Here is a 12,204-nt window from a genome sequence, read left to right on the forward strand (position 1 = left end):
TCTCCCGAATGCCTCAACCATGAAAGATTTTTTTAAACAGGTTTTTAGCAGTTGCCTCGGTACTCTGATCGCCCTCAGCCTTCTATCGACCCTCTCTTTATCGGCGTTTATTGCCCTGATTGCCCTCTTCTCTGCCCAAGAAGGCGGCGGCAAACCTAAGGAAAACAGTATTTTGATCTTCAATATGGGCACGATCATCCAAGACCGGGATCCCTCTAGTTCCATTGGTAATGTCATTGCCGGAGATTTTCCCGAAACCCTCAGTCTGCGGGATGTCACTGAAAGTATCCGCGCCGCCGCCGAGGATGACAAAATTACGGGCCTCTTTCTCGATGGTCGCCAAAATAGCTTGAACGGTTATGCCACGCTGCGGGAAGTGCGCCAAGCCCTCCAGGACTTTAAAGCCGCCGGGAAGAAAATCTATGCCTATGACGTGGAAATGACGGAGCGGGAATATTACCTGAGTTCCTTGGCCGATGAAATTTGGCTCAATCCCCTGGGGGTTGTGGAAATGAACGGTTTAGGTAGTGAGCAGCTTTTCTTTAAGGGAGCCCTGGATCAATATGGGATCGGGGTGCAGGTGGTGCGGGTCGGTGATTATAAAAGTGCCGTAGAACCCTTTACCCAAGAGGAATTCAGTCCAGAAAATCGTCAACAAACCGAGGCCCTGCTCAGTGATTTCTGGACAGATTTTAAAGATACGGTGGCTGGCGATCGCCCCTTTGCCGCGACCCTACCCCAGAGCCTGGCCGACACCCAGGGGATTCTTCTGCCAGAGGTGGCCCAACAGGAGCAATTGGTGACGCGCCTGGCCTATTTCGATGAAATCCTGGCGGAGCTCAAAACCTTTACGGGCACAGAACTTGACGAAGATTTACCCCAGGTGGATCTGGCCGATTACAGTCTGGAACAGGATTTAGCCCAGATCGGGGTTACCTCGGAAAATACCGTGGCGGTGGTCTATGCCGAGGGTAATATCGTCGGTGGGGAAGGGACGCCGGACACCATTGGCGGGGATTCCCTCTCGCGACAACTGCGGGAGTTGCGCCAGGACCCTGAGGTCAAAGCCGTCGTGCTGCGCATCAATAGTCCTGGGGGTAGTGCGATCGCCTCAGAAATTATCCTGCGGGAGTTGAAACTGATCCGCGAGGCGGACAAGCCTGTGATTGTTTCCATGGGGGATCTGGCGGCCTCTGGGGGCTATTGGATTGCCACCGAAAGCGATCGCATTTTTGCCCAGCCCAATACCATTACTGGCTCGATTGGGGTGTTTGGCATTTTGCCCAATATCCAAACCATTGGTAATAATAATGGCCTCACCTGGGATAGCGTCCAAACGGGGGAATTGGCGAATTTAGGCACTGCGTCTCGCCCGAAAACCGAAGCGGAAATGGCGATTTTTCAAAATTTTGTCAATGATATTTACGGCAAATTTTTAGACCGGGTCAGTGCGGCGCGGGGTCTTACGGAAGCTGAGGTGCGCCAAATTGCCCAGGGACGGGTCTGGTCTGGGGAAGATGCCCAGGCGATTCGGCTCGTGGATGAATTGGGGGGGCTATCGGCGGCGATTGCCTATGCCGTGGACACCGCAGAATTAGGGGAAGATTTTACCGTTAAGGAATATCCCCGACCCCAAACTTGGGAAGAAGAAATTTTTAGTAATCTATTTGGGGCTCAGATCGAAGCGAGCGATCCCCTCTCCCAAGAATGGCTCCGGCTCCAGGCCAGCATCAAACTGTGGCGATCGCTTAATGATCCCAAGCAGGTCTATGCCCTCATGCCCTGGCAACCCCAGATCGATTAGGTCGTATATTCGGCGTTAATGCGCACATAGTCATAACTGAGGTCACAGCCCCAGGCCGTACCTTTACCAGAACCATTGCCCACACAAACAGCAATCAACACCGTATCGTCTGTGAGATAGGCTCCGGCAGCGCGATCCACCAAGTATTGACTGGCTGCTGCCCGATCAAAAGAAAGAGGTTGTCCTTGATCCATGAGTTGAAAATCCCCCAGGGAAATTTGCAGATCTGCTTGGTTAAAGGTCACCCCAGCCCGGCCAGCGGCGGCGGCGATGCGCCCCCAGTTAGGATCTCGCCCAAAAATCGCTGATTTCACCAAAGACGATCCGGCAATGGTACGGGCAATTTTCCGGGCCGCTTGATCATCTACGGTGCCAGACACTTGAATTTCCATTAAACAGGTGGCCCCTTCCCCATCCCTGGCGATGCACTTGGCGAGATACTGGCACACTTCCGTGAGCATCGCCTCTAGTTGTTGGGCACTTTTGGACTGGGGATCGGTGATTGCCGTGGTGCGGGACTGACCATTGGCCAGGGCAATGACGCAATCGTTGGTGCTGGTGTCGCCATCGACGGTGATTTGATTAAAACTTTTGGCCACGGCCCGGCTCAACATCCCTTGCCACAGTGGTGTCGAAACCGCCGCATCACAGGTGATAAAACCCAGCATTGTCGCCATGTCGGGGTGGATCATCCCGGAGCCTTTACAAATGCCGCCGATCCGCACAGGCCGCCCTTCAATTTCTGTTTCCAGGGCGATCGCCTTTGACACAAGATCCGTGGTCATAATCGCCTGGGCCGCTGCATCGCCTCCCTCTGGGGAAAGGGCAAATACCACCTGGGGGATTCCCGTTTCTAGGGCAGCCATTTTGATCCGTTGGCCGATCACCCCTGTGGAGGCCAGCAAAATACTTTCTGGAGGGACATTGAGGGCTTTGCCTAACCACTGGGCCGACTGGAGCGCATCTTGCCAACCGGCTTCTCCAGTGGCGGCATTGGCTTGACCAGAGTTACACAAAATCGCCCGACTGCTGGGTTTTTCCTGGAGGCGTTGACGGCAATAATCGACACAGGCGGCGCGCACTTCTGACTGGGTAAACACCCCGGCGGTAATCGCTTCGGTGTCAGAAACAATCAGCGCCAGGTCTGGTGCCCCCGAAGGTTTGAGTCCGGCGGTGATCCCTGCGGCCCGGAAGCCCTTGGGAGCCGTCACACTGCCAGAAATTTTGTGCCAATTTGCCATGGTTTTCGTCAACGCTAGATGGGTTGCAAGCCATTATACAGGGGGCCTCCGGGATTTTTCGTGGCAATTGTGGAGAATTGCTCACGCTGCCCTGGTTTGCTTGGGATTGCCCTAGGACAAAAGGCGATCGCTTTGCCGTTGTAGCTGCTGGGGCAGGGGATCGATGGGATTAATGATGAGACCTGGACAATGGCCCCCGGTCACCGTCTGTTCAGGCGCTCCTTGGAAAAAGAGCCAGCGGTTGCCGGGGTTTAACTCCAGGAGCGTTTGGGGGTTTTGGGTTAACCACAATAATGAACCTTCCGGGCGGGATAGAGACGTATTTTCTCCCAATGGCTCAGGATTAATCCGGGCCAGGGCTTCGAGGATCGTCGCGCGGCTGTTGAGCAGACCACTTTGGGCTGTCCAAAATTTCACATTCAATTGCGATCGCCGGGCATAAAAATAGAGAGACGCCGCTGCACTGGCCGCCTGTTCAAAACTATCGGCCTCCCAAACAAAATGATGATCCAGGCAAATAATCAGTTCTTCGCCGCCCGTGGTAATTTCTAGCTCCCGTACCTTAAATTCCCCAAAGCGGGCACTGCTGCGCCAGTGGATCAACCGCATTGGGTCGCCCATCCGGTAGTTCCGAATTGCCTTCGTCATCCCTTCGGTGGCGTTTTGATAGAGATTTTCACTCTGAAATTTGGTGCTATCTTCGCTGCCGATGTGGTCAATGATCGGGCAACTACTCAGGGGGAAAATTTGCGGATAAACCACAACGCGGCCCGGTACTGAACGCCGCCGCCGACACCAAAACAAGCCCAAGGGGTTTGCGGTGCGCAACTCGACTCCCTCCCACTGAAATACACCACGTTTTTGGGCGTCAAGCTCGTAGACCCAATCTAAACTTTCCTGGGGTGCGAGGGTTTCTAGGACTGTCCGCCGGGGTGCCCCCAAGCCAGACGAAATTTGATCTGTGACAGCAATGAGGGTTTTGGCGTTTTTACTGTCATTGGTCAGGGTTAGATGGAGGCTTAAAACTTCCCCAACGCTAACCGGGGCCGTGGGCGATCGCCGAATTTCAAGTTGCCTCAAGGCTCGCACTGGCAGGATTGCCCCTAAACATAAAATGGCGAGGATCGTACCGCTGAGGACATATAGCCAGCCCGCCATCGTATTTGTGGCGGCCCCAAAAAAACAGAGGGCAATGACAAATAAAATGCCACCCCCATAGGCGGGAGCGACCCAACGTCGTTCGAGGCTGAGGTAAAAATTATGCTGCGGTTGTGCCATAGGTTGAAGAGAAAACCATTAAGGATGTTTACGATCGCCCCTCGCCGGGGGACGGCCTTACCTAGGATCAATAGTAATGCCCCTTTCCATTGTTCCCAATTGTCTATGTCTTTGCCCAAACTCGCTGAGTTAGACTTTCTGCCCTATATCGATGCTGATGGGGCGATCGCCCCGACCCTGGGGGGCAAGATTGGCCTCTATGGAATCTTCGATGGGAGCCAGACCCTCTGCTATGTCGGTTATTCTCGTGATGTGTCCAAAAGCTTGCAGCAGCACCTTATTCGTTGTCCGGAACAATGCCATTGGGTGAAAATTTTTCAATGCGATCGCCCCAGCCGGACTCTCCTAGAGGAAATGCGGGCTGCTTGGTTAACAGAAAATGGCACTGTCCCCCCCGGCAACGGCGAGGCAGAATCCCTCTGGACGCAACCCATCGACATTAAAGAAGATTTGCCCCCAGCAGCACGGGAAGCCCTCCAGCAGAGCACCGAATTAGAAATGGTCAAACACCTGAAAAACTATGCTCGCCAGCGGGAAGCAACTATCAAAGAATACCTAATCGGGCGGGGCCTCAAAATTGACCTCCGCTTTCAGCCCAAGCTCAAGGAACAGGGGCTCCTAGACCTGAAATAATGACGGCTACAACTGCGGAAGAATATAGCGATCAAGGGTTGTGGATAGTGCTGTTTAAGTATTCAATATTGACATCACACCGGAAGCAATAGATCCCACAAGTTAAATACTCACTTTTGGATTTATTGCGTCAAGGGACAACCCTGATCACGGGTGAGGGAAACAACACTATGGCGAGAATAGGGTTCTTCTCCAGAACTTTTGGCAATGTCTAACTTGACTTTTAGGGCACTCATCTGGGGATGATCTGCAAAAATAGATTCGGCTAAATTCCGGTTCATAATTTCCCAGTAATCTGTTTCGTTGGGGTATTCCCGCAGAAAACGCTCAATTTCAGCGGCGAGGGGCACAAAATTAATGTAGTTTAACCGCTGGGCTGTGGGTTGGTCAACGTAGCGAAAATCGACAGCAATATTGAGAATTGCCCAATCTTGGTGCTCAATGGCATAGTCATCGATGGTGAAGCCAAAACTTTCTTCCCGCAGCAGGCAAGGATCAAGGGGTGTGGCGATCGCCGCTGACATCGGTGAAGTAAACAGCAGTAGGGCCACGCTGAGGGCCAGTAACTTCTGGGGTGTGAAATGCAACATCATGGTTCAACCTGATTGACCGAATAACCCCACTGCTTTTTTCCCTTAGAGATCGACAAATACAACAGGCGATCGCCCATTGCGGTTTTGCGGGGGAGATGACTGTGGGGGACGGCAATTAGGATAAGCTAACAAAAGGAAATTGGCTGAGTGAGAGCATTAAAACTTCATGAGTGAAACACAGTTTGATTATGATTTGGTGATTATCGGCGCGGGGGTCGGTGGCCACGGTGCCGCGCTCCATGCCGTGAAATGTGGTCTAAAAACGGCCATCGTTGAAGCCGCAGACATGGGCGGGACTTGCGTCAATCGTGGTTGCATTCCGTCTAAAGCGCTGTTGGCTGCCTCCGGAAAAGTCCGGGAAATGCGCGACCAGAAGCACCTCAGCGAGATGGGCATTAATGTTGGTGCGGTTGATTTTAGTCGTGAGGCGATCGCCGCCCATGCCACCGATTTGGTGAACAAAATCCAAAGCGATCTCACCAATAGCCTCAAGCGTTTGAATGTCGATATTATTCGCGGTTGGGGAAAAATTGACGGCGTCCAGAAGGTCTGTGTCATTGGCGAAGACGGTGTGAAAAACATCACCGCCAAAGAAATTATGATTTGCACTGGCTCGAAACCCTTTGTCCCCCCCGGCATCCAAGTCGATGGCAAAACCGTTTTTACTAGCGATGATGCAGTCCGTTTAGAAACCCTGCCCCAGTGGGTGGCGATTATTGGAAGCGGTTACATCGGCCTCGAATTTTCCGACGTTTACACCGCTCTCGGTTGCGAAATTACGATGATCGAAGCCCTCGATGATCTGATGCCTGGCTTTGACCCAGAGATTGCGAAACTAGCGAAACGCGCCTTAATTGATAGCCGTGACATCGAAACCTATACTGGCGTCTTTGCCACGAAAGTTATTCCTGGCTCTCCGGTTAAGATCGAACTCACCGACGCAAAAACTAAAGAAGTCGTCGAAAATCTCGAAGTAGATGCTTGTCTGGTCGCCACCGGGCGCGTCCCCGCCACAAAAAACCTCGGCTTAGATGCCGTTGGCGTCGAAACAGACCGCCGGGGCTTCATTGAGGTAAATGACAAAATGCAGGTGACCAAAGACAGTCAACCTGTACCCCACCTCTGGGCTGTGGGCGATGCCACCGGAAAAATGATGCTGGCCCATGCTGCCTCTGGTCAGGGGGTTGTGGCTGTGGAAAATATGATCGGCAATGCCATGACCGTAGACTATGCCGCGATTCCGGCAGCAGCCTTTACCCACCCAGAAATTAGCTATGTGGGGATGAGCGAACCCCAAGCGAAGGAAGCCGCCGCTGCTGGTGGTTTTGAAATTGCCACGGCTAAAACCTATTTCAAGGGAAATTCTAAAGCCCTCGCTGAAAAAGAAACCGATGGCATCGCCAAGATTATCTACCGTAAAGATACCGGGGAATTATTGGGCGTTCATATTATGGGGATCCACGCTTCGGATCTGATCCAAGAGGCCGCCAATGCGATCGCCGAGAAAAAACCCGTCCAAGAATTGGCGTTTAACGTCCATGCCCACCCGACCCTCTCGGAAGTTCTCGACGAAGCCTATAAGCGAGCGAAAGTCACCGCGTAAATTACGTTAGAATTTGGCATCAAAACAGGGGTTGTTCGCTGAATAGATTCAAAGGAAAACCTCTGTTTTGCCCTTATCTCACTCTTTTTTATAATCCCCTAAACCAAATCTTTGAGGCATAAAACCATGGTTTCGATGACCCCCAAAAGTGGTGTTCTATTATTACTATGCTGCGTCTTTGCGATCGCCGCTGTGGGTTGTGTGTTTGAACTCAGCTCCGGCGAACCCGATCTCGGTGCGACCAATACCACCATTATCCTGGCCCTCAGTATTCCCCTGACCATTGCCTCTTTTTTGTGGGCCGTCCAAGATACCCGTGCCAACCAAGACTAAGCGTTCAACAGCCCGTATCAATTTACAAAAATATCTTTAAGATCCGGCAATCTATCGTTATAACTAAAGTTGAGGCGGGGCACTCCTCCGTCTTTTGCGTTTTAGAAAAAAATTATTACGATGCAAGCTTCTGGTATTTTGCGCCAAATTTCCACTGGCGGTGTTCAAGCCCCACTGCTGCCCGATTTTTCCCTTGATCATCGTCAAGAAATTCTCATTGGCCGCGAACCCAGTTGCCAGATTGCCCTCAACCCCAATCTTTACACCGTTGTCTCCCGTCGCCACGTTCTGATTCGCCCCCAGGGTCAAGGTTGGGAAGCCGTTGATCTCGGCAGTGCGAATGGCACCTTTATCAATGGTCAACGGTTACAGGGTTCACGAATCCTGCAAGCAGGCGATCGCCTCACCCTCGGAGACAATGGCCCCAGCTTTAGTTTCGAGCTCCAGAGCCAAGGCCACAATCCCCAGCCTCCCGTCGATCCCGGTTCCCACATCCCTGTCCCCGGCCCCATTGTCAGTCCCAACTCCAACCTCACCCTGACCCAACTTTTTCCCATCGCCGCCACCGGGAAAGACCTCTCCAGCAAAGCCTATCTCGTGCCGGGGATCCTCACCGTTATTTTTGTCGTCCTCATGTTCGCCACCATTGGCGCACCTGGACTCTTTAATTTTTTACTGGGAACCTATATTGCTGGGGCTGCTTTCTACTACATTTATCAACTCTGTGGTAAGCGTAAAGCTTGGATCGTTATACTTGGTTCCGGCTTCCTTACAGCCCTCATGTTAGTTACCCCGGTTGTTGATTTATTCATTTTTGTATTTCGAGTCATTCTGCCGGGCAATATCAGTGATGCTGATGGCGTGGGTCGGCTCTTCGTCGGCATGTTTTTTGGTGCTGGCCTGATGGAAGAAATTTTGAAGGCAATTCCTATTTTCGTCGCCATGGGCATTGGCAACCTGTTTGGCCCGAAACGTCGCGAAAAAATTGGCGTCACCGAACCCCTTGATGGCATTTTGCTCGGAGCGGCCTCCGCCGTAGGCTTCACTTTAATTGAAACCCTCGGTCAGTACGTCCCCAACATCATTAACGAAGTTTCCCTTCAAGTCGATCCCGGCACAGGGGAATTACTCGGTTTACAACTGCTCATTCCCAGAATCCTCGGTTCCGTTGCTGGGCACATGGCCTACAGCGGTTATTTCGGTTATTTCATCGGTCTCAGTGTCCTCAAACCTTCAAAGTCTGTACAGATCTTAATTATTGGTTGCCTTACCTCCTCGTTACTCCATGCCCTTTGGAATACCGTCGGTTCCTTCAGTAGTATCCTATTGGCGGTGGTGGGGGTTTTCTCCTATGCTTTCCTTGCTGCGGCAATCCTCAAGGCCCGTGCCCTTTCTCCGACCCGCGCAGAAAATTTTGCCACCCGCATTGCGAAATAATCTGGCCTAAATCTAAAACGAGAATCTCCGACCCCCACCACGATTTTGTGACGGAGGAGTTGCCATAATAGAATTTACAAAAATTCACTTTTCCTAGACCTATGGCAGATCAACTCATTCGCGGTACCGCAGCAGACAATGGCATTCGGGTAGTGGGCGTTATTTCCACGAACCTCACTGAGGAAGCCCGACAACGCCATAAATTATCCTATGTGGCGACGGCTGCCCTAGGTCGCACCATGGCTTCGGCCCTGTTGATTTCTTCAAGTATGAAAAAACATGAAGCCCGCCTCAATCTGCGCATCAAAGGCGATGGCCCCCTGGGGGGATTATTGGTGGATGCTGGCCCAGATGGCACCGTGCGGGGCTATGTACAAAATCCAGGCGTGGAGTTGCCTCCGAACGCGAAGGGAAAGTTAGACGTGGGCGGCGCTGTGGGCAAAGGGTTTCTTTATGCGGTGAAAGATTTTGGTCGGGGCTACCCTTACTCCAGTACGGTAGAGTTGGTTTCTGGGGAGATTGGCGATGATGTTACCCATTATTTAGCAACCTCGGAACAAACCCCTTCGGCGTTGTTAGTGGGAGTCTTTGTCGGTGCAGAGGGGGTAACCGCCGCTGGGGGAATTTTGCTACAGATCTTACCGAAAGCGGCCCGTGACGAGAGCTTAGTGGCCAAACTAGAAAGTCGGCTGGGACAATTATCGGGCTTTACGCCGCTATTGCAGCAGGGCAAGTCTCTCCATGATATTTTCCAGGATCTCCTCGGCGATGAAGATCTCAACATTTTCCCAGAGACACAAATGGTGCGCTTTGACTGCGGCTGTACCTTTGAGCGGATGATGGGTGCCCTGAAGATGTTGGGCCAGGATGAGTTGCTGGATATGATCGAAAAAGATGGTGGGGCAGAGGCCACCTGCAATTTCTGCAACGAGGTGTACCACGCGGATGTGGATCACCTGAGTCGCTTGGTTGAGGAATTAAAGGCTGATGCCCATTAGAGAACGCTTTCTAGGGAAAGTTTGTTTTTCTAAGGAAGAATTTTAAGGATTATGCCTGGAGCATCCAAAACCCGGCAAATTGTTCTTCGTCGGGGCTTTTTTGGATAGCAAGGAAATGAATTCCTGCTGCGGCTTTTTTGGCGGCTTCAAATGATTCTGCTTCCTTGAGGGTTTGGGCGTTGGGTAGATCAGCGACGATCCAACTGTCGCTCACCCCTGTTTCGAGGACGAGGCTACTGCGGGGATTTTTTTGGAGATGGAGAAATCCGAGTTCGAGGCCAGACATCCAGCCAGCGAGGGGGACAGCCCGAGGAGAAAAAATCAAAAGGCCGGGGATCTTTGTCGTGGGGTCGAGGTGGGTCAGGGGAAAGGGTTCGCCAAAGGCAATGTCCCATTCGTCAAAATCACTGAAGGCACTAGCTTCGAGGGAAACGATCGCCCATTTGTCTCCTTTATCCCCCCGGACGGCATCGGGGAGGGCGATCGCATTAAGGGCGGGATATTGGACGGAGCTAGATTTGGCGGATTTCTCGTCGTAGTTGGCTTCCTGGGGATAGACTTCCTGTTCCCGCTGGGTGATCCAGGTCATTAGGGTATAGGTGCGACGGGAGGGGGCGGCGGGAATGCCTGCATCTTCGCAACCTTTGGTGATCATGTTATTCATCTGGCGGCGAAAGAAGCGGATCTTGGTGGGGCTTTGGCCGGAGGTGGCGATCGCCTTTTCGATGGCCGTCTTGAGGGTGATCGAATTCACATCGGTGTTGCTGCAAAATTCACTGTAACGGAAAAGGGTCGTCGGATCCTGCTGGATGCGGGTGGGGGTTTCGCAGATGAGGATTTCCCACAGTTTTTTGTCGTTGTCATCCAAAAGCGGGCGCGAATAAAAATCAAGTTCCCAAATAGTCACGGTAAATCTCAACTACACAACTAAACCATTACTGATTTTGCCCCATCGACCTTGCTTTATTCAATTCCAGGGGTTGCATTTTCCCCAAGAGCCGTCCTTGAGCCTGAAGGCACTAAGGCGATCGCCTTCTTGATCACCGCCGGAGATGAATTTTTTTTGGTAGTCTTATACACGTTATTTCGGGGTGGAAACACAAAACCATGGCGCTTTATCGACTTATCTACGTTAGCCAGGCGATCGCCGAGCTAGAGTACCGCGATCTCATCGAAATTTTGCAAAAATCGGAGTTTAACAATCGTCGAGCTGGAATTACGGGGATGTTGGCCTTTGGCGATTTGATGTTTTTACAAATTTTGGAAGGGAGTCGGCGGGCCATTAGTGAAACTTACAATCGCATTTTGCTAGATTCGCGCCACACCAACGCCGAATTAATCGAGTTTTCAGAAATTGACCAGCGCGACTTTGGGATCTGGTCGATGAAGGTGTTGCAACTGAATAATCAGGACGAAGTGCGGCAGATTATCCTGAAATATTCCCATTCAGAGACCTTTTCGCCCGTTTCGATGACCGGCCCCCAGAGCCTTAATTTTTTGCGAGAAATCACAGCCCTCTATCACCAGGGAGGCATCCAGCAATAGCGCGGCAGCGTCGGGGATTCTTTGTTAGCTTATGTTCTGGACTCTGTGCATTTTTTGACGATATTTTTCCGAGGCGATCGCCATGGCTACCTTTCTCCGGACTCTCAGCTACCGTTATCAATGGCTTTACGACACCATTTCCCGCCTCGCGGCCCTAACTGTCGGTGGTGAGACCCGTTTTCGGAACCTTGCTCTCCAGGGCTTAACCGGAGACAAAACCCTAAAAATCCTCGATTTATGTTGCGGTGCTGGCCAAACCACCCAATTTCTCACCCAATATAGCGACGACGTCACCGGGCTTGATATTTCCCCCCTCGCCATTGAACGGGCAAAAAAAAATGTCCCCCAAGCGAATTATGTCGTTGCCCCCGCCGAAAAAATGCCCCTGCCGGATCAACACTTTGACTTGGTTCATACCAGTGCCGCCCTCCATGAAATGACCCCGACGCAACTGAGCCAAATTTTCCAGGAAGTGTACCGTGTCCTTAAGCCCGGCGGTATCTTTACCTTTATCGATTTGCACCAGCCGACCAATCCTTTTTTCGTTCCCAGTCTCTATACGTTCATGTTTCTCTTTGAGACCGAGACCGCCTGGCAGCTGATCAAAACTGATTTAGCCGAAAAACTCACCGCCACAGGCTTTGAAATCCATAAACAGGAACAGTATGCGGGCGGAAGTTTGCAGATGATCCAGAGCCGAAAACCGGGAAGTGAGCCGCTAAAATAAAAGCTTGGAAAT

12 protein-coding genes are annotated in these 12,204 nt (G+C 51.8%); 8 read left to right on the forward strand and 4 right to left on the reverse strand.

Annotated features, from left to right (window positions below; translation table 11 throughout):
• The first annotated feature begins 19 nt into the window (after window positions 1-19).
• Entirely contained in the window at window positions 20-1,804 is a 1,785-nt protein-coding gene (sppA, locus tag AACT35_RS04645; protein WP_099241010.1) for a signal peptide peptidase SppA, read from the forward strand.
• On the opposite strand, the gene argJ is transcribed toward sppA, so the two are convergent.
• Window positions 1,801-3,045 (reverse strand): bifunctional ornithine acetyltransferase/N-acetylglutamate synthase, encoded by a 1,245-nt coding sequence (gene argJ, locus AACT35_RS04650; protein WP_099241012.1) that lies wholly within the window; start codon window positions 3,043-3,045, stop codon window positions 1,801-1,803. The two genes, sppA and argJ, sit on opposite strands and share 4 nt — an antisense overlap.
• A gap of 111 nt (window positions 3,046-3,156) precedes the next feature.
• Window positions 3,157-4,323, reverse strand: a complete 1,167-nt coding sequence (locus tag AACT35_RS04655) for a DUF58 domain-containing protein (RefSeq protein WP_099241014.1) — start codon at window positions 4,321-4,323, stop codon at window positions 3,157-3,159.
• A 105-nt stretch (window positions 4,324-4,428) separates the two neighbouring features.
• Between AACT35_RS04655 and AACT35_RS04660 the strand changes: the two genes are divergently transcribed.
• A complete protein-coding gene (locus tag AACT35_RS04660) occupies window positions 4,429-4,956 on the forward strand; it encodes a GIY-YIG nuclease family protein (RefSeq protein ID WP_062436547.1) in 528 nt (175 codons plus the stop codon).
• A 122-nt stretch (window positions 4,957-5,078) separates the two neighbouring features.
• On the opposite strand, the gene AACT35_RS04665 is transcribed toward AACT35_RS04660, so the two are convergent.
• Window positions 5,079-5,549 (reverse strand): hypothetical protein, encoded by a 471-nt coding sequence (locus AACT35_RS04665; protein WP_099241016.1) that lies wholly within the window; start codon window positions 5,547-5,549, stop codon window positions 5,079-5,081.
• A 166-nt stretch (window positions 5,550-5,715) separates the two neighbouring features.
• On the opposite strand from AACT35_RS04665, the gene lpdA reads away from it, so the two are divergent.
• From lpdA to hslO, 4 genes are all read left to right on the forward strand, one after another.
• Entirely contained in the window at window positions 5,716-7,152 is a 1,437-nt protein-coding gene (lpdA, locus tag AACT35_RS04670; RefSeq protein WP_099241018.1) for a dihydrolipoyl dehydrogenase, read from the forward strand.
• 126 nt (window positions 7,153-7,278) lie between these two features.
• A complete protein-coding gene (locus AACT35_RS04675; protein WP_445267900.1) occupies window positions 7,279-7,485 on the forward strand; it encodes a hypothetical protein in 207 nt (68 codons plus the stop codon).
• 120 nt (window positions 7,486-7,605) lie between these two features.
• Complete coding sequence (locus AACT35_RS04680; RefSeq protein WP_099241020.1) at window positions 7,606-8,922, forward strand: PrsW family glutamic-type intramembrane protease; 1,317 nt, start codon at window positions 7,606-7,608, stop codon at window positions 8,920-8,922.
• 101 nt (window positions 8,923-9,023) lie between these two features.
• Complete coding sequence (gene hslO / locus AACT35_RS04685; RefSeq protein ID WP_099241022.1) at window positions 9,024-9,920, forward strand: Hsp33 family molecular chaperone HslO; 897 nt, start codon at window positions 9,024-9,026, stop codon at window positions 9,918-9,920.
• Between the two features lie 49 nt (window positions 9,921-9,969).
• On the opposite strand, the gene AACT35_RS04690 is transcribed toward hslO, so the two are convergent.
• Window positions 9,970-10,827: a Tab2/Atab2 family RNA-binding protein gene (locus tag AACT35_RS04690; RefSeq protein WP_030006234.1), complete on the reverse strand. Its 858-nt coding sequence runs from the start codon at window positions 10,825-10,827 to the stop codon at window positions 9,970-9,972.
• A 200-nt stretch (window positions 10,828-11,027) separates the two neighbouring features.
• Between AACT35_RS04690 and AACT35_RS04695 the strand changes: the two genes are divergently transcribed.
• Entirely contained in the window at window positions 11,028-11,465 is a 438-nt protein-coding gene (locus tag AACT35_RS04695) for a BLUF domain-containing protein (protein WP_012306744.1), read from the forward strand.
• Between the two features lie 82 nt (window positions 11,466-11,547).
• Window positions 11,548-12,192: a class I SAM-dependent methyltransferase gene (locus AACT35_RS04700; RefSeq protein ID WP_099241024.1), complete on the forward strand. Its 645-nt coding sequence runs from the start codon at window positions 11,548-11,550 to the stop codon at window positions 12,190-12,192.
• Window positions 12,193-12,204 lie beyond the last annotated feature (12 nt).

Origin of the sequence: Synechococcus sp. BDU 130192 (assembly GCF_963876085.1) — a bacterium.
Lineage (GTDB): Bacteria > Cyanobacteriota > Cyanobacteriia > Cyanobacteriales > MRBY01 > MRBY01.

Bases quoted from the DNA above. Each gene is read 5' to 3' on its own strand.
- sppA (WP_099241010.1), top strand. From the start codon at position 20: ATGAAAGATTTTTTTAAACAGGTTTTTAGCAGTTGCCTCGGTACTCTG.
- argJ (WP_099241012.1), bottom strand. From the start codon at position 3,045: ATGGCAAATTGGCACAAAATTTCTGGCAGTGTGACGGCTCCCAAGGGC.
- AACT35_RS04655 (WP_099241014.1), bottom strand. From the start codon at position 4,323: ATGGCACAACCGCAGCATAATTTTTACCTCAGCCTCGAACGACGTTGG.
- AACT35_RS04660 (WP_062436547.1), top strand. From the start codon at position 4,429: ATGTCTTTGCCCAAACTCGCTGAGTTAGACTTTCTGCCCTATATCGAT.
- AACT35_RS04665 (WP_099241016.1), bottom strand. From the start codon at position 5,549: ATGATGTTGCATTTCACACCCCAGAAGTTACTGGCCCTCAGCGTGGCC.
- lpdA (WP_099241018.1), top strand. From the start codon at position 5,716: ATGAGTGAAACACAGTTTGATTATGATTTGGTGATTATCGGCGCGGGG.
- AACT35_RS04675 (WP_445267900.1), top strand. From the start codon at position 7,279: ATGGTTTCGATGACCCCCAAAAGTGGTGTTCTATTATTACTATGCTGC.
- AACT35_RS04680 (WP_099241020.1), top strand. From the start codon at position 7,606: ATGCAAGCTTCTGGTATTTTGCGCCAAATTTCCACTGGCGGTGTTCAA.
- hslO (WP_099241022.1), top strand. From the start codon at position 9,024: ATGGCAGATCAACTCATTCGCGGTACCGCAGCAGACAATGGCATTCGG.
- AACT35_RS04695 (WP_012306744.1), top strand. From the start codon at position 11,028: ATGGCGCTTTATCGACTTATCTACGTTAGCCAGGCGATCGCCGAGCTA.
- AACT35_RS04700 (WP_099241024.1), top strand. From the start codon at position 11,548: ATGGCTACCTTTCTCCGGACTCTCAGCTACCGTTATCAATGGCTTTAC.